The organism is Pseudarthrobacter siccitolerans (assembly GCF_030823375.1).
GTDB classification, from domain to species: domain Bacteria; phylum Actinomycetota; class Actinomycetes; order Actinomycetales; family Micrococcaceae; genus Arthrobacter; species Arthrobacter siccitolerans_A.
In genome coordinates, this window is the sequence record NZ_JAUSXB010000001.1 from 652,357 (window position 1) to 668,723 (window position 16,367).

At 66.2% G+C, this 16,367-nt stretch carries 19 protein-coding genes and 1 riboswitch; of the genes, 5 read left to right on the forward strand and 14 right to left on the reverse strand.

The features are described from left to right. Positions 1-50: 50 nt before the first annotated feature. The 3 genes from QFZ36_RS03125 to QFZ36_RS03135 form a co-directional block, all read right to left on the reverse strand. Complete coding sequence (locus tag QFZ36_RS03125; protein ID WP_373427011.1) at positions 51-1,775, reverse strand: ABC1 kinase family protein; 1,725 nt, start codon at positions 1,773-1,775, stop codon at positions 51-53. Positions 1,776-1,780: 5 nt separating this feature from the next. Then, entirely contained in the window at positions 1,781-2,323 is a 543-nt protein-coding gene (locus QFZ36_RS03130; protein WP_306633851.1) for a PadR family transcriptional regulator, read from the reverse strand. 72 nt (positions 2,324-2,395) lie between these two features. Beyond that, a complete protein-coding gene (locus QFZ36_RS03135) occupies positions 2,396-3,199 on the reverse strand; it encodes a thioesterase family protein (RefSeq protein ID WP_306633852.1) in 804 nt (267 codons plus the stop codon). A gap of 167 nt (positions 3,200-3,366) precedes the next feature. Between QFZ36_RS03135 and QFZ36_RS03140 the strand changes: the two genes are divergently transcribed. Next, positions 3,367-4,044, forward strand: coding sequence for an endonuclease/exonuclease/phosphatase family protein (locus QFZ36_RS03140; RefSeq protein WP_306633853.1), 678 nt, complete (start codon positions 3,367-3,369; stop codon positions 4,042-4,044). A gap of 32 nt (positions 4,045-4,076) precedes the next feature. Here the strand turns inward: QFZ36_RS03140 and QFZ36_RS03145 are convergent, their stop codons facing one another. Next, positions 4,077-4,586, reverse strand: coding sequence for an NUDIX domain-containing protein (locus QFZ36_RS03145; RefSeq protein ID WP_306633855.1), 510 nt, complete (start codon positions 4,584-4,586; stop codon positions 4,077-4,079). A 41-nt stretch (positions 4,587-4,627) separates the two neighbouring features. Beyond that, entirely contained in the window at positions 4,628-4,819 is a 192-nt protein-coding gene (locus QFZ36_RS03150; protein WP_306633858.1) for a DUF1918 domain-containing protein, read from the reverse strand. Positions 4,820-4,902: 83 nt separating this feature from the next. Between QFZ36_RS03150 and QFZ36_RS03155 the strand changes: the two genes are divergently transcribed. Further along, on the forward strand, positions 4,903-5,412 hold the full coding sequence (locus tag QFZ36_RS03155) for a metallophosphoesterase family protein (RefSeq protein ID WP_306633862.1): 510 nt from the start codon (positions 4,903-4,905) through the stop codon (positions 5,410-5,412). 153 nt (positions 5,413-5,565) lie between these two features. Next, positions 5,566-6,459, forward strand: coding sequence for a glucose 1-dehydrogenase (locus tag QFZ36_RS03160; RefSeq protein WP_306633864.1), 894 nt, complete (start codon positions 5,566-5,568; stop codon positions 6,457-6,459). A 64-nt stretch (positions 6,460-6,523) separates the two neighbouring features. On the opposite strand, the gene QFZ36_RS03165 is transcribed toward QFZ36_RS03160, so the two are convergent. From QFZ36_RS03165 to QFZ36_RS03190, 5 genes are all read right to left on the reverse strand, one after another. After that, positions 6,524-6,967, reverse strand: a complete 444-nt coding sequence (locus QFZ36_RS03165) for a DUF1810 domain-containing protein (protein WP_306633865.1) — start codon at positions 6,965-6,967, stop codon at positions 6,524-6,526. Further along, positions 6,951-7,517 carry a DNA alkylation repair protein gene (locus tag QFZ36_RS03170; protein ID WP_306633867.1) on the reverse strand — a complete coding sequence of 189 codons (567 nt, stop codon included), beginning with the start codon at positions 7,515-7,517 and terminating at the stop codon, positions 6,951-6,953. Before QFZ36_RS03170 ends, QFZ36_RS03165 begins: the two co-directional genes overlap by 17 nt. Then, positions 7,514-7,873, reverse strand: coding sequence for a TraR/DksA family transcriptional regulator (locus tag QFZ36_RS03175; RefSeq protein WP_306633868.1), 360 nt, complete (start codon positions 7,871-7,873; stop codon positions 7,514-7,516). The genes QFZ36_RS03170 and QFZ36_RS03175 overlap by 4 nt, the downstream gene beginning before the upstream one ends. A 20-nt stretch (positions 7,874-7,893) precedes the next feature. Beyond that, positions 7,894-9,279, reverse strand: a complete 1,386-nt coding sequence (locus tag QFZ36_RS03180) for a coiled-coil domain-containing protein (protein ID WP_306633870.1) — start codon at positions 9,277-9,279, stop codon at positions 7,894-7,896. A 184-nt stretch (positions 9,280-9,463) separates the two neighbouring features. Then, positions 9,464-10,363 (reverse strand): dienelactone hydrolase family protein, encoded by a 900-nt coding sequence (locus QFZ36_RS03190; protein WP_306633873.1) that lies wholly within the window; start codon positions 10,361-10,363, stop codon positions 9,464-9,466. 300 nt (positions 10,364-10,663) lie between these two features. Continuing rightward, positions 10,664-10,832, forward strand: a riboswitch (cyclic di-AMP (ydaO/yuaA leader). Positions 10,833-10,835: 3 nt separating this feature from the next. On the opposite strand from QFZ36_RS03190, the gene QFZ36_RS03195 reads away from it, so the two are divergent. After that, entirely contained in the window at positions 10,836-11,675 is an 840-nt protein-coding gene (locus tag QFZ36_RS03195; RefSeq protein WP_306633874.1) for a C40 family peptidase, read from the forward strand. Positions 11,676-11,747: 72 nt separating this feature from the next. Here the strand turns inward: QFZ36_RS03195 and QFZ36_RS03200 are convergent, their stop codons facing one another. The 4 genes from QFZ36_RS03200 to QFZ36_RS03215 all read right to left on the reverse strand — a co-directional run bounded on the left by QFZ36_RS03200 (position 11,748) and on the right by QFZ36_RS03215 (position 15,299). Further along, positions 11,748-13,223: a protein adenylyltransferase SelO gene (locus QFZ36_RS03200; protein ID WP_306633875.1), complete on the reverse strand. Its 1,476-nt coding sequence runs from the start codon at positions 13,221-13,223 to the stop codon at positions 11,748-11,750. 37 nt (positions 13,224-13,260) lie between these two features. After that, positions 13,261-14,247 carry a ribonuclease Z gene (locus tag QFZ36_RS03205; protein ID WP_306633876.1) on the reverse strand — a complete coding sequence of 329 codons (987 nt, stop codon included), beginning with the start codon at positions 14,245-14,247 and terminating at the stop codon, positions 13,261-13,263. A gap of 324 nt (positions 14,248-14,571) precedes the next feature. Continuing rightward, positions 14,572-15,003 (reverse strand): hypothetical protein, encoded by a 432-nt coding sequence (locus QFZ36_RS03210; RefSeq protein WP_306633878.1) that lies wholly within the window; start codon positions 15,001-15,003, stop codon positions 14,572-14,574. A gap of 83 nt (positions 15,004-15,086) precedes the next feature. Next, the gene (locus tag QFZ36_RS03215; protein ID WP_306633880.1) at positions 15,087-15,299 is read right to left on the reverse strand and encodes a hypothetical protein; all 213 of its coding nucleotides are present in this window, start codon (positions 15,297-15,299) and stop codon (positions 15,087-15,089) included. 197 nt (positions 15,300-15,496) lie between these two features. On the opposite strand from QFZ36_RS03215, the gene QFZ36_RS03220 reads away from it, so the two are divergent. Continuing rightward, on the forward strand, positions 15,497-16,357 hold the full coding sequence (locus QFZ36_RS03220; protein WP_306633882.1) for a universal stress protein: 861 nt from the start codon (positions 15,497-15,499) through the stop codon (positions 16,355-16,357). Positions 16,358-16,367: the final 10 nt, after the last annotated feature.

Here is a 16,367-nt window from a genome sequence, read left to right on the forward strand (position 1 = left end):
AGGGGCCGGGCAGATTCCAGGGACGGGCTGAATCCAGGGGCCGGGCAGACTTAGAAACCGCGCCGCCCCACCCACAGGCCGTGCAGCAGCGGGACTACGGACGCCAGCATCAGCGAACTGCCCAAGGCTGTATCGTCAGCCCGCACCACGGCCCCGGCAATCAATAAGGCGCCGAATACCAGGGCGGACGCCGTACGCCGCGTTGAGCGGTGGAGCCTGGCGACCTGCCGCTCAAGTCGCGGGTTGGCAACCGTGAGGCCACCTTCCTCGATCCGGGCAAGGAGTCCGTCCAGCCGCTTGGGCAGGCGAAGCGCGATTCCTGCGGCATCGAGCGCCTGCTGGGCCACGTCCTGCACGAAGTTGCCGCGCTCGTCCCGGAGCAGCCGGGCTGCGTAGGGTTCCACCGAGTCCCACAGGTTGAACCGGGGGTCCAGCGAACTGCACACTCCCGATGTCAGGGACATTGCGCGGATGATGAGCAGGAAATTTTCGGGCAGCTGGAACGGCAGGGAGCGCACCACGTCACCGAATTCAACCGCGAAGTCACGGAATTCGCGCGGATCCACTTCGCGAAGCTCGGCGAAACCCATTCCCCCGAAGCGGCCAAACAGCTGCGTCATGGCCCGCTCGAGACCTCCAACGTCCGCGGACGGCATCAGGACGCCTACATCGCCGATGGCCGCCACCAGCCCTTTGCCGTCGCGCGCGGCGGCCGCGATCAGGAGCTTGCGCAGGCCGCTGCGCGTCGAAGCGGGAACTTCGCCCATCATGCCAAAGTCGATGAACGTCAGTTTCCAGGGGTATTCCCCGACGCCGGCAGGAACCGGAGTGACGAAGATGTTGCCAGGGTGCGGGTCGGCATGGAAAAAGCCGTTGGTGAAGAGTTGGTCGAACATCACGGCGGCGAACACCGGCGCCACCAGGGCCGGATCAATACCTGCCGCCCGGAGCGCTGCGGCGTCCGTAATCTTGATGGCCGTGACGTCTTCGAGGGTCAGCACGCGGCGGGTGCACCGCTCCCAGGCGACCTGTGGAACTGCCACCCGGCCGTCGCCGGAAAAATCCACGGCGAAACGCTCGGAGTTGGCGGCTTCGTGGAGGTAGTCGATTTCTTCGAAGCTGGTCTGCGCGAATTCCTCCAACAGGGCAGGCATATCGGCGCGGTTGGAAATGAGCCGGAAGTGGCTCAGCCAGCCGCCCACCTTGCGCAATGCTGCCAGGTCGACGTCGACAATTGCGCCGATGCCCGGACGCTGCACCTTGACCACAACTTCCTTCAGTCCGGTCTCGGCAGCATCAGCGGGAAGGAGCCGTGCACGGTGCGCCTGCCCCAGCGAGGCCGCGGCGATCGTCGTCTCTTCCACCCAGGCGAACGCCTGCTCGAGCGGGACCCCTAATTCCTTCTCGGCAAGGGCCCGGATGGCCGGGAAGGGGACCGGCGGCACCTCGTCCTGGAGGCCCGCAAGTTCGTTGGTGATTTCCGGGGGCAGCACGTCAAGCCTGGACGAGAGGAACTGCCCCACCTTAATCATCAGGCCGCCCAGGTCCACCGCGAGTACGTGGAAGCGCCGGGCGAAGCGCTGCATCCGGGCCGGCCGCGTCCGCTCGGTCACCAACGCCAAGCCGATCCGCGGGAGGAGCAGCTCATACCACCAGGTCGCCGCCAGGTTCCAGGCTGCGAAACGGAGAATCCGGCGGTACCGGGCGCGGGTACTTCCCGCGCCGGCATCTCCGGCCCCGGGCACCGGTGCCCGGTTGCGGCGGACTAATGCCACCCGGGTCAGCCCTGGGCGAGGATGGAGTAGATCCGCCGGCGGGCTTCTTCGAGCACTGCCACGGCCTGCTGTACCTGCTCCGGTGAGCCTGTGCGGCCTACCTGCGCTGCAGCCTGCGCCAGCTCAATACCGGCTTTGGGCAGGGACCCAACACCTGCGCCGGTTGTTGGCCCTGCGGCACTCCATGGCGATCCAGGGTGGCCGCCTGCCGCCTCCTCACGGCCTGCTTCTGTCAGCGAATAGATCTTGCGGCCATTGGACTCCTCGGCGCTGATGACTCCCTCGTCGGCGAGCAGCTGGAGGGTGGGGTAGACGGAGCCGGCGCTCGGTTTCCAGCTGCCGCCGCTGCGCTCCTCGATCTCACGGATGATCTGGTAGCCATGCATGGGACGCTCCGCGAGCAGGGCCAGCACGGCTGCCCGCACCTCGCCCTTGCCGGCGCGCGTGCCCCCGCGCTTTTCGAACCGTGAACGGAGTTCCTCGACGGCCTGCCAGATGCCATCGATGCTGTTTCCGCCAAAGCCGCCTGCCGGGTACGAATCACGCACACTGGTCTCCTCTGTAAATCGCCAACGATATACAACGACACTTAACGATACATCCGGTGGCGGCTGCGTAGGTCAGCTTTTGCGGAGCGTCAGAATCTGTTCCGCGCGCCCGAAAGGGCCCTGCAGATCATGCAGGACTGTTGAGGTGAGGCCGATCCCGTCCCCGCCAAAGGAGACGGCGTTGTCCAGCCCCAGCCACTCCCCTTCCGGGCGGCGGTACATGTGGATCTGGAGGTCAACGTTGGGAAAGGCGTAGCTGTCCTTGCCTGGCGGCACCCGCGCGGCGATGCCGTTGGCGGTATCCACGAGCCCCATCAGGCGGGCGAGGTCGCCGCTGTCTGCCCTGTCCGTCAGGGGGTGGTCCGTGCGCAGCCATACTTTGCCGGCCCCGGGCCGGTGCCCTTCCGCCACGCGCATCTCAAGGGAGCGGATGTAACCGCCGGGCCACACGGAGGCGCCGTCGTAGGGCTTGCATTCGTCCGGGCCGGGAATGGCGGTATCCTCAATGGCCGCGACAGCGGACGTATCGCTGGTTATCATCCGCCATGCCGTGGCCCGGATGGCCGTCCGGCCGCCGGCAACCAGCTCTGCCTGCAGCAGCTCGATGGTTTTTCCCGGCCGGAGTGTGGTGGTCTCGATGTGGAAATCACCGCCGGGAATGAGGCCCAGGATCTCGTAGCTCAACCTGGCCATCCGCAGCCCCGTCCGCGGCTGGTGCCGCTCCAGGCAGTCCGCCATCAGGCCTGACGCGGGCGCCATGTGCTGCTCGTGGACGTTCCAGGCACCCTGGGCATGGATCGTGGAACAGAAACGTCCTTCACCCAGGGACTGGTAGTAGTAATTTCCCTCGGCCAGTTCAGGCAGATCAGCGGTCAACGGTGGCCCTCCCGGAGATTTCAGTGAATTCGCACTAACTCTATCGTTGTGCGGGCAGGCAACCGTCATGGGTTGTTTGAGGACGCGGCGAAATGTTGGCGCCTGGCGGCTGTCATCGGACTAGACTCTTGAACGGTCCTGTCAGCAACCCTCGGAAGAGGTGTTCCATGCGCGTCATCAGCTACAACCTCCGCAAGCACAAAGCGAGCGGCGAGCTCCTTGCCCTGGCACGGAACCACGATATTGATGCGCTCTGCCTTCAGGAGGTGGACGCCACCGACCTCCCCGAGACCCTCGGCCCGCTCCACCTTGCCGATGCCACCAAGGGAAACCGGCTGGGGCTGGCCATCTATTACCGCACCAGCCGTTTCACTGCGCTGGACACCCAGTCCTTCGCACTCAAGAAGTCGATGCACGACAGGGTCCTGGCCCCGGCGCACGAGCGGCTCATCGGGACGCGGGTGGTGGACAACGAGACCCAGCATGAACTGGTGATCGGGTCCTTCCACGCGGCGCCCCTCACGGCCTCAAACTCCCTGCGCCGCAAGCAGATCCACGCCGCCCACGCCGAGCTGCTCAGCATGGGGCGGGGCCTGATGACGCTGATGGTGGGCGACTTCAATTACCCGTTCTTCACCAAGAACCTGCACCTCCACATGAAGAACTCGGGCTACGCGCTCTCCCTCAGCAACCGGCGGACGTATACCCGTTACAAGGTCTTTAAGGGCCACTTCGACTTCGCCACGTCGCTGGGACTGGACATCGAGAGTGTTGAGACGCTGCCCCGGGGCAACTCCGACCACCTGCCCATCCTTGTTCACGCGGAGTACGGCAAGGACTACTAAGCAGGACTGGACCCGGAGCTGCTCAGGCGGGGCTACGCCGGGGTACTGATCCGCTCCCGCAACCCGGGCCAGGCAGCCGCGAAGCCCGGGTGCAGTTCCTTGCTTTCCACCCCGGCCACCGGTATCCACAGCAATTCGATGCTCTCGGGGTCGCTGATGACGGGATCGAACGGTTCCGTCACCAGCACCACCACCGTGGTGTAGGACCAGTAGCCCAGGTCCAGCACGGACCTGAAAAGTACCTCGACGTTCCCGGACGGCACGGCGGCCTCCTCCCAGGCTTCGCGCAATGCGCCCTCCACCGCATCCTCGCCCTCATGCAGCGCCCCGCCGGGCAGGCCCCAGGTCCCGCCGTTATGGCTCCAGACGGCCCGGTGCTGCAGGAGCACACCCTTGGCGGGGTCATAAGCCAGGACGCCGGCCGCACCAAACCTGCCCCAGAACCGGCCGCGGTCCCCCTCCACCCAGGCGTCACCGGGATCGCGTGGACCCGTGCGGACAGGCGGAGTGGAGGACGAGGCGGAGGCCAGTGAGTGATCCATCGCTCCAGTCTGACAGGTGGAGGATGCGGGCCGCACGCGCCTTAGTGCCCGTTGTGGTGTTCGACGGCGAAATCACCGCCGGGGTACATGACGGTTTCGTGCCCGTCGTCAAAGCGGACCAGGTAGGGCGGCGTTCCGCCCTGGCCGCGGACTTCGAGTATTACCCCGTGCCGGTCCGTGGACCCCACGTTCCTGCCGTGAACAATGATCCGGTCGCCCTGTGCTGCCTCCATGGCAATCACCTCCAGCCCTAGGTTACGACTCCCGGCGCGGAGCGGAAAGGGCAGGAACAAAGCCGGCATGGCAGGATTTCACCATGCCGCTGAACATCCTGCTGCTCGCCGATACCCACGTTCCCAAGCGCGCCAAAACACTTCCTGCCCAGGTGTGGGCCGCCGTCGAAAACGCCGATGTGGTCTTCCACGCCGGCGACTGGGTGACGGCCGGCCTGCTGGATGAGTTCGAGCAGCGCAGCCGCTCCGTGGTGGGCGTCTACGGAAACAATGACGGGCCGGAGTTACGGGCCCGGCTGCCGGAAACGGCAGCAGTCACGCTGGAAGATGTCCGCTTTGCCATGGTGCACGAAACAGGGCAGGCAAAGGGACGGGAGGCGCGGTGCGAGCAACTGTACCCGGACGCTGACGTGCTGGTTTTTGGGCACAGCCACATCCCCTGGGACTCGCTCTCCCCGCGGGGGCTTCGGCTGCTCAACCCCGGTTCCCCTACCGACAGGCGCCGCCAGCCTGTCTGCACGTATATGACGGCTGTGGTGGACGCCGGTGCCCTGATAGAGGTCCGGCTCGTAGAAGTCCACCGGGACGACTGACTCCCCGAACATGGCGGGGCTCGCGGGTGCGAATCAAAATCCGGACTGATCGATACGAATCCGGGTTGGCAGCGGCCTGCCTGATTGCCTACGCTGGAACGGTAAGCATACTTAGCTTTCTGTGTTCCACCCCTACCCATCAGGAGGACCACCATGACTGACCAGTACACCTTCCGAAATCCCGTCACCGCCTACGAGAAGATCTCGCCGCCGGAGCAGCACCAGCCCGAGCCCGGCCTGGACGCGGAATTGTCGCCGAAGGCGGATCTCGGCGAGGACACCTACCGCGGTACAGGGCGGCTGGACGGGCGGAAGGCGATCGTTACCGGGGCCGATTCCGGGATTGGTGCGGCCACGGCCATTGCTTTCGCCCGGGAGGGGGCGGACGTTGTCCTTTCCTACCTGCCGGAGGAAGAAGAGGACGCAGCCCGCATCGCCGGCATCATCGAAGCGGCCGGCCGAAAGGCAGTCAAGGTCCCAGGCGATCTGAAGGACCCCGCCGCCTGCCAGGAGTTGGTGGACACTGCAGTGGCCGTGCTGGGCGGGGTGGACATCCTGGTCAACAACGCCGGAAAGCAGGTGGCGCAGGAGGACATCGCCCAGATCACGGACGAACAGTTCGACCACACCCAGAAGACGAATGTCTACGCAATGTTCCGGGTCACTAAGGCGGCGGTTCCGCACATGCCGGCCGGGTCCACCATCATCAACACCACCTCGATCCAGGCGTACAACCCGTCCCCCACGCTGCTGGACTACGCCACCACCAAGGCGAGCATCAACAACTTCACCAAGGGCCTGGCGCAGCAGCTTGCGCCCAAGGGCATCCGCGTGAACGCGGTGGCGCCCGGGCCCATCTGGACGCCGCTGCAGGTCAGCAGCGGCCAGCCAAAGGAGCAACTGCCGGAGTTCGGCCAGTCCACGCCCCTGGGCCGGGCGGGGCAGCCGGCCGAACTCGCCCCGGCCTACGTTTTCCTGGCCTCGGCGGAGTCCAGCTATGTCCTGGGCGAAACCCTGAACGTTAACGGCGGCAGCCCCACGCCGTAGTGCCAGGGAAGGTACATCCGACGGCGGTGCCTGGCGCAGGACGCGCGAGGCACCGCCGTCTGCATTAGCCTTCGTCCCGGCCGGCGAGCAGATCGTCGGTGGCGGGGTCGGGCTGGCCGTCGAAGAACCGGGCCAGGACGGTCTTGAAGACGGTTTCCCCGGGAGCTGCGCGCAGGAACAGCGTCATGGAGGAGTGCAGCTTCCGGGCGTCCACGCCACCAAAAATGTCCGTGGCGGCGCGGTCCGGATGGGTGGTGAGGACCTGGGCGCACTCGAGCAGCCGCGGACCCAGGACCGGGTGGTCCAGGTAGTCCCTGGCTTCTGCGAGGGAGCTGATGGCGTACCGGCGGGATGTCTCGCTGTGGCCGAGGCCCGCCAGCTGCGGAAAAACAAACCACATCCAGTGACCGGATTTGCTGCCCAATTGCAGTTCGGCCAGCGCCTGGTCATAAATTCCGCCGTTGTTCTGTGCGGCAACAAAGCGTTCCAGGTCATAGCGATCGTTCACGGATGTCTCCTTGGGGTGGGGCTTGGGCTGTGGGTTGCGGCTCGAGGAAGGCTGCTGCGTTGCGTAACTGCAGATCCGGGTCTGTCCGCCACCGGGCAAGGACAACGCTGGCCCGCTGGCGGTCACGGCCCGTGAGCCGGGCCAGGAACGGGGCCACCACGTCCGCAAGCAGCGGGTCAACCAGTTCCCGGGTTCCGGCGGACCGGAGGAACCCTTCGATCCGGGTCAGGTCCGAATGGCGCAGCAGTGCCACCTTGGTTTGCAGCAGCACGATGGCGGCGAGCCGCCGCTCGTAGACCGCGCGGGAGCCGGGCCGCGGTTGTCCCCAGAGCGCGGACGCCAGCTGCACCACGTCGTCGTGATCGAAGTCCTTGTACTTCCGCAGCGCGTCGCGGATGGTTCCACGGACGGCGCCAACAGAGGATCCGTAGGAGGTGAGCCCGCCGCCCAGCCTGCCTTCGACGTCGTCCGCCCGGTACCAGGCACCCTCATTCTGCAGGGTGCGGTCAACAAACCCGGCTGCTGCTGCCACAACCTCGGCGCTGCTCATCGTGTGCGCCCTGCGGACGCATGCCGAATGCAAAACGGCGTCCATGGGCGTGCCTCCAGCCGGCCTTCAGCGATAGCTTCGCCGCAGACGGCGCAGGTCCCGTAGGTGCCGTCGGCGATTCTGGCGAGGGCCGCGTCCACCTGGTCCAGTCCGGCGCTGCTTTGCTGCAGGAGTGCCGAGGCCTGGGAGAGTTCGAAGGCGATGGTGGAGCCTTCCGGATCGTGTTCGTCGTCCACATTGGAATCCTGGCGGGCGGAGTTTGCCGAGGCGATGTCCGCGCGGAGGGCCGGAAGCAGCACCACTTTCCGCGCCCGCTCCTCTTCGAGCAGGATCCGGAACCGTTCGAAGTCAGGCATGGGAAAAGCCTAGCGCGGGGTCAGTACCAGTTGTTGGCCAGCGAGTGGTTCCAGGCCCCGCAGGGAGAGCCGTAGCGGCCGCGGATGTAGCCCAGGCCCCATTCGATCTGCGTCCGGTAACTGGTGAGCCAGTCGCTGCCGGCGCTGGAGTATTTGCCAGGCGGAAGTGCCTGCGCGATGCCGTAGGCGCCTGAGTAGGGATTCGTGGCGGTGGTCAGCCAGTTTGATTCCCTGGTCCAGAGCTGGGCGAGGCAGAGGAACTGGTCCTGGCCCCAGCCGTACGCGCCCAGCCTGCGCAAGGCATAGCTTTTGGCGCCTGCCGGATCATTAACGGCACCACCCGGAACGGAGGGCACGACGACGGGCGGCGGGCTGGGTGCCGCGGGCAACCCAGGTGCGGGGGCAGGGTTAGCCGGGGCCGGGTTAACGGGCGCCGGGTTGCCGGGTACCGGATTGCCGGGTGCCGGATTGCCGGGTGCCGGATTGCCGGGTGCGGGATTTGCCGGCGCGGGGCCGGCGGGCGCTGGGCCAGCCGGCGGGCGGACGGCAGCTGCTGCGGCCGCCCTCGCTGCCGCTTCTGCCTGCTGCCGGGCCTGCTCCTCAGCAGCGGCGCGCTTGGCGGCCTGTGCGGCCTCATAAGCGGCCTGTGCTGCCTGGCCCTGCCGGTAGGCGCCCTCAACTGCCGCAGTCGTGCCCTTGAGGGAGGCCAGCTGGGCTGTCAACTCCTCGCTGTGCTGCCGGCTCTCCGCCACCTGGCGTGCCATGGCCTCCTGGGCGGAACGGGCGGCGCCGAGTTTGGCCTTGGCTTCAAGGGACAGCCGCTCGCGTTCGGCTTTGGCGGCGCTTTCCCGGGCAGCCAGGCTGGTGGCGATCCGGCCCGCGGATTCGGCCTTTGTTACCAGTCCTGCCGTTTTGTCCCCGACGATCTGCACCACATTGAGCCCTTGAATGCTGTTGGTCTGGATCGCATCCAGGGCAACGAAGAATCCCATGGTGGTGCCGCCCGTTTTGTAGGACTGGGCGGCGAGCGCCCCGAGCTCCTTCCGGTGCCGGGACAGGGCGGTGTTTGCCTGTGAGACCTGGGCGGTGAGGGCCTCCACCTTTGCGCTGGCAGCCTGCAGCGCAGAGTCTGTTTCGGCATAGTCGGCCGCCGACTGGACGGCTGCGGTACCCAGGGACTCGGATTTGGCCTGCAGGTCATCGAGGTGACTGCTGATCCTGCTGATTTCAGCGGCCTTGCCGGCCTCGGTCTGCTTTGCTTCCTGCACGTCTTCCCAGGAGGGGTAATCGCCGGTCGGGTCGCTGTCAGCCGCGCCCGCCGGTGCCAGCCCGAGTGCCGCGGCGAGGGCCACGACCAGAAGGGCCGCCGGCAGGGGCGACCGGGCTTTTGTAACGAACCGGGGCATAGTCCGGAAGCTTACCGGCTTCAACCTCTGGTTGAAGGCCAGCCTCCTGACATCGTTATGCAGCGGAGACCTGCGGGTTCCTCATAGCGGGCAGGACGGCGCACTTCAGACGTGCCGGCTGAACCAGGCGAGTGTGTCTTTCCAGGCGGCTGTGGCCTGGACCTCGTTGTACTGGTCACCGGTGTCATTGTGGAACGCGTGGCCCGCCCACACCAGGGTAGACAGTGAGCTGATGGACAACGCCGGTGGCAGCAAGAGCATCCTTGAGCGCCGGCATGGCACCCGTGATGCGCTGATCCAGCTCTGCATACACACCGAAGACCGCAGGCTTGATCCCCGGGACTTTGCCCAGGTCAGGGGCCGGCCCATAAAAAGCCGCGGTGGCTTTCAGGCCGTCCAGCTCGGTGGCTGCCTGCCAGGTGATGCCGCCACCGAAACAGTAACCGGTCATGGCAATTCGTTCACCGTCCACGAAGTCCTGGCCCCGGAGGTACTCCAGTGCCGCGTCAAAGTCGGCAATGTGCCGCTGGGCACCGGCCGAGGTGAGGGCACCGGGAACAGCATCGCGGTCCATGCCGGCAGTTCCGCCTTCCCGGCTCAGCAGGTCAAGGGCGAGGGCCACGTAGCCCTCCTTCGCGAAGCGCCGCGCCACGTCCTGGATGTGGGGTGTCAGTCCACGGTTCTCGTGGCAGATCAGCACTGCAGCACGGGGCCCGTTTGACTCGGGGCGGGCCAAGTAGGCGCTGACAGAGGTTCCACCGGACGGAAACCGGACAGTCGCCGTCGTCATTCCAGCAGCACCTTCGGGTACGGAAAGCGGGCTTTTCGCCCCGGGCACCGCACCGGAACCGGCCGTCCCGGAGGCAGTCGATACCGGGGGCTCGGCCGCAGGGATCGGGTCAGTGCTGCGCGGCACCTCACTCGGCGTGCAGCCAACCAGCAGCATCGCGGCCGCGGCAGCAGCCATACTGCCCGTAATGAAGGCCACCCGCCGGGTGAACGTCCGGTGGCTCAAGGCCCCGGCGCGGTAGTCGTCAAAAAATTCTTCGATCAGATACTGCTCATACTTGCCGAGCTGGGTCACAGGGCCTCCTCCAGGTGGGGTCATCCTCCTACCCGGTGCCCCTGTGGGCAAGATTCAGACGCCGGTTTCGGCATGGCTTTATTACTTTGTGACAAAGAACACCTGGGGGCGCCCGGCGTTTCTATCTTCTGAGGTCAACGGGGAGTGTAGGAAGAATCAAGTCGTTTGCTAAATACGAGAGAAGCACCTCGTATGTTATCCAAATGTGACAATCGGTCGCGTCGCGGGCTATGGTCTTCAGGTGTCCCTCCCAGACGGGACATTCCCGTCAGTATGCCGAGCCCTGCCACTGAACCGGGATTCAATCAGTTTCCAGCTGGCAGGGACGGGGGAACCACATTTCCGCGGCCTCCTGAGAGGCCTTGGGGTCAAGTCGATAGCGCCCTCCGTTCCGTTCGGAGCCGCTCCCGGCCGGGTATCTCCAACCCGAACCCGACAGCTCACCCCGCAGGCATGGGAGAGGCGATCAACCGTGTCAAAAAATTCCATCACCGCCCGTCACCGCGCGACTCCGGCCCGCTCAATCGCGCTCCAGGGCTTGGCTGTCTCAGCCAAGTCACTTGGCCGTCCGGCGCTCGCCGTAGCAGCAGCTTCCGGCATTGCCTTCGGTGTAGGCGCCCCGGCCCACGCAGGCGTAACCGGACCGGACACCACCGAGACCACTAACACCCAGGCTTCCACGGCGCCCGCCGCTGCCGTGGCTGCCCCCGCGGCAGCTGCCGCCAACGTGCACACCGTGGTTTCGGGCGACACCCTGGGCGGCATCTCGGCTGCCTACGGCGTCAACCTCAATGACGTTCTGTCCGCCAACGGCCTGGCGATCTCCGCGATCATCTACCCCGGCGACCAGATCCAGATCCCGGGCGCCGGGTACGTTGCAGCTGCTCCGGCCGCCGCTCCGGCTCCAGCCGCTGCTCCTGCTCCCGTCAAGGCAGCCGTTGCCGCGGCTCCGGCCAACACCGGAGTGAACGTGTCCTACGCTTCAGCTCCGGCTGCGACCGGCTCGGGCGCCGGCGCTGCCATCCTGGCCTCGGCCTACGGCCAGGTCGGCATCCAGCAGGACTGCACCGCCATGGTGGAGAAGGCCCTGCGTTCCGTGGGTAAGAGTGTTGGCGACCTGGCTCCCGGCCAGTTCTTCCAGTACGGCTCCGTTGTGGGTGCCCCCGCTGCCGGTGACCTGGTGATCACCGCCGGCCACGTCGGTGTGTACGCCGGCAACGGCCAGGTTGTGAGCGGTGGCGTGGACGGTTTCAAGACTGAGGTCCACTCCATCAGCTGGCTCCCGGGCGCTTCCTTCGTCCGCGTAGCGTAGCCACACCACCCGGACAGGGGCGGCAGGCGGGTTTCTCCCCGCCTGCCGCCCCTGTTTCGTTTTCAACTCAGCTCAGGTGCCGCAGAAGGTCTGGTAGCTGCCGAAGTCCTCGGGTGCTCCCCCGGCATAGCGCTCCAGCCCCGGGCGCTCCTGGTACGGCATGCGGACGACGTCCACGAGCCGGTTAAATGGGCCGAGGTTGCCCTCTGTTGCTGCGGCGAGTGCCTCCTCCACGAGGTGGTTGCGCGCAATGTAGGCGGGGTTTACCCGGTCCATCACGCCGGCGTCGGGTTGCAGGGCCAGCCACCGTTCGGCCCAGGCATCGAAAGCGGCGAGGTCCAGGACCATGCCTCGGGCCGGCCGCTGGTTTCCCCGCGCTGCCTGGCCGAGGTTCCGGAAGAACGAGGTGTAGTCCAACGGCCCGTCCTTGAGAATGGCGATCACGCCGTCCACCACCTGCGAGGCTTCTTCTGCCTCCGGACTCCCGGCGGCGCTCTCCTTCAAACCCAGTTTGGTTTTCATGCCCGCGAACCAGGCATCACTGTATTGGCGGCGGAACGCGCCCAGTGCCTCCACAGCGGGGGCTACCGCCTGTTCCTGGTCTTCGTTGATGAGCGGCAGCATTGCCTCGGCAAGGCGGGCGAGGTTCCATTCGGCCACCACCGGCTGGTTGGCGTAGGCGTAGCGCCCCCCGACGTCGATGGAGCTGTAGACCGCCGCGGGGTTGAAGGCGTCCATAAACGCGCAGGGCCCGTAATCGATGGTTTCCCCGGAGATGGTCACGTTGTCCGTGTTCATGACGCCATGGACGAAGCCCACCAGCATCCACTGCGCCACCAGTGACGCCTGGGCTGCTACCACCGCTTCGAAGAGGGCGAGGTAGGGGTTGCCGGCCCGGGCAGCGGCGGGGTGGTGCCGGGTAATGGCGTGGTCTGCGAGGCGCCGCAGGAGGTCCATGTTCTCCGTGGCCCGGGCGTACTGAAAGCTTCCAACCCGCAGATGGCTGCTGGCCACCCTTGCCAGGACTGCTCCAGGAAGCATGGTGTCGCGGCGGACCAGGCGGCCGGTGGCCGTAACGGCCAGGGACCTGGTGGTGGGGATGCCCAGGGCGTGCATCGCCTCGCTCACCACGTACTCCCGGAGCATGGGCCCGACGACGGCGCGTCCGTCCCCTGCCCGGGCGAAGGGCGTGCGGCCGGAACCTTTCAGGTGCACGTCCCGCACACGCCCGCGCACGTCCGTCACCTCTCCGAGGAGAAGCGCGCGGCCGTCCCCGAGGAGGGGCGAGTAGCCGCCAAACTGATGGCCGGCATAGGCCTGGGCCACGGGCGTCGCCCCCGCCGGAATATGGTTGCCCAAGAGGAGCCGGACCCCCTCCGGCGACTGGAGGTATTCCGGATCCAGCCCGAGTTCACCCGCCAGTTCCTCGTTCAGGACAAGGAGCTTGGGATCCGGTGCTTCCTCCGCCTGCCAGGGAACAGCCAGCTCAGACAATTCCCGGGCAAACTGCCCGTCAAAGGTGACTGTTGTTTCAGCAGCAGCTGTCATTGTTCAAGCCCTCCCTCGTGGTTTGTTTTCCGCTCGGTCAGCCATGTGATGAACCACCCTCTCGTTCACTCTCTACCCCGCGGTGGGGTTTTGCAACGAGTCCCCGGCCGTTCACCCCGCCCTGCATTGCTGGCTCCTGCCAGCGGCGGCGTTCCGGAAGAGGCACCCGTTGCAGGTCATGCACCGCTACCACCGTTACCCGTGCTGCGCGGGCGCCGGCCTGGGCAGCCAGCGGCGTGACGTCGTCGTACCTTGACGAAAAGTGCGTCAGTACAAGGGTGTTGGCGCCGGCGCCGCCGGCCAGTTCCCCGGCCTGCCCCGCGGTGAGGTGGCGGTACTGGCCGGCGAGCGCCACGTCATCGTCGCTGAAGGTTGACTCCGCGACGAGGAGGTCGACGCCGTCGGCCAGGTTCTCTGCCCCCTCGCAGGGCGCGGTGTCCATCACAAAGGCGAAGCGCTGGCCCCGCCGGGGCATGCTGACGTCATCGAGGCGGACGCCGGCAACGATGCCATCACGCTGCAGCCGCCCGACGTCGGGGCCTTGGATACCCGCTGCCGCCAGCCGCTCCGGCAGCAAGGTGCGGCCATCCGATTCGGCGAGCCGGTAGCCGTAGGTTTCAATGCGGTGCTTCAGCGGCCGGACCTCCAGGCCTTCGGCCACTGTTCCGCTTCCGCCGTGAGGGCGGAGCCGCAGGTCGATGCCGGGCGAGCTGATGGACACAAGGGCGCGGACCACGTCCTCGCCTGAAGCGGGGTAGTGGAGATGCACCGGGTGCGCCACGCCGTCCAGTGCCATGCGGGACAGCACGCCCGGCAGCCCGTAGCAGTGGTCACCGTGGACGTGGGTAAGGCAGATGCGGGTGATGGAAGTGGCTGAGACGCCGGCGTGGATCATCTGGCGCTGTGTTCCCTCGCCGGGATCGAAGAGCAGCCCTTCGCCGTCCCAGCGCAGCAGATACCCATTGTGGTTGCGGGTCCGGGTGGGGACCTGGGATGCAGTGCCCAGGACAACGAGTTCACGCATGGTGGTGGGGGGACCAAGGAAGCAGGTTCCGGGAAAGCCCCGGGACCTGCTTCCTTGGTTCGCGCTGATGGCTCAGTGCCGCCTGAGCATTCCCATGATTCGATGGGCCATGCCGCCGGGCCTTGCGCCCGTGGCGCCGGTGGTGTTCGGCGTCCGGCCAGTAGTGTTCATTCCGCGGCCCCGGACTGTACCGCCGGTTCCGTTCCTGCCTGAAACCCGTCCAGCGGCATTCCTGATCATGCTTCCCAAGTTCATGTGAAACTCCTTCAACCTTGATCCTGCCAACCGACATTCATCAGTCTGCTTATTATTTTAGCCCCGGTCCTAACGGTCCAGGTCGTCGGGCTCAAACTCGCTGAGCGGGGATCCGCCGAAGTTTTCCTGGTCATCGCTGGCGTCGGCTTCAAGGCCGGTCGGCTCTTCGCCGAAGTCCACGTCCGCCACCGCCTCGCCAAGGGTCGGCGTAGTGGCCGGCACCTGCTCATTGCCGGCGCCGTCGCGGGTGGCCTTCATGTCATCACGCAGGGTTTGGTCGCTGAGGAAGTCCTCCTCCTCGCCGGAGACCTCATCCTGGAGGAGCGGATCCTCCTGCCAGCGGTCCGGATTGTTCTCCGCCGCTCCCGGATAGCTGTCGGGTTGACCGGTGGTGACCGGGTCGAGCTCCAGGGAGGAAGCCGCGCCGGGGGTTTCGTCCAGAAGCACGTCGTTTTCCTCGACAACCTCAAGCTCGTCGTCAGGCAAGTTCTGTTCCGTCATGATGCTGCCTTTCTCGTGACCGGCTTTGCCAACAATAGTAAGCATACTGACGAATGGGGTGCCGTGTGAACCGCTCTCCTGGTTCAGTGCAGGAGCCACGAACTGTCTTGCGGACGTTCGGGCTTCCGGCGCAGTTTACGGATCAGGACAATAAACGGCCAGGCCAGCAGTTGCAGCAGGCCCGCAGCCAGCAACAGCCCCACCATCAGAAGAAGAACCGGCGAGTACAGGAGGAAAACTCCGATGGAAGCTGCGACGTATCCGCCGGCGAGCGCCAGAACTGTTCCCGGATCCACGAAACTCAACACCTCATGTGCAACAGTGGCCGCATAGTCCTAGCGGTGGTTTAAGCGTACTCCCCGGCGCACGGGCGGGGAAGAATCGGGGCGGGACGGGCCCCGCCGGAACCGTGACCTTTGGCCCTACAACTCCTGCGGGCATGGTCCCAGTCTTAGTGTGACCGTGCCCCCCCATAACAGCAGGACTACTGGCCATGACAACTCGTAAGCCGATCGCGGTCGGCACCAATGGTTCGGCACAGAGCCAGGCAGCGGAGCTCTGGGCTGCACGCCGTGCCCAACGCGCCGGCCTGCCGCTGCTGATCGTACACGTGGTGGATGACCGGTGGGTGGCCGAACCGTACCCGTTTATTGGGGTGCTCGAGGAGGCGGGTGGCAAGCTCCTGGAGTCTGCCGCCGTTCGGGTGCGTGACGCCTTGCCGATAAGTGTGACCACCCAACTCCTGACAGGAAGCATTGGAGGCGCGCTGGCGAAATTTTCCAGCGAGGCGGCAATGCTGGTGGTCGGCTCGGGAGGGTTCCATCTCGGCGGAACCCTGGCCGACCGCGCGCTTCAGGTGGCCGCCTCGTCCAAGGTACCCGTGGCTGTGGTGGGAACACAGAATCTTGAGGGCCGGTCCGGAGTGGTAGTCGGCGTCGACGGCTCCGCGGAAGCAACGCAGGCGGTCACCTTCGCCGCGGCCGAAGCTGACCGGGACGGGCAGGAGCTGACTGTCCTTTATGCCATCAACGCTCCGGATCCTGTAGTTGACGCCGGAGTCACGCCCGTCAGCCTGGCTGGGTTCATGGTGGAAGAGGAACGCGTGGTTCTTTCCGAAACAGTGGCCGGGCTGAGGGAGAACTATCCGGACCTGGTGGTCCACCAGGTCCTTACACCTGACCGGGGAGCGGTGGAATCGCTGGTTGAGGCCGCCGCAGCAGCGACGCTGCTCGTTGTGGGAAGCCGCGGCAGGGGCGGCATCGAGCGGCTCCTGCTCGGGTCCACCGCGCATGGAGTACTCAAGCACCTCCCCTGCCCCACCGTCATTACCCGTATCCAGCCACACAACAACTAAAACCAGGGCA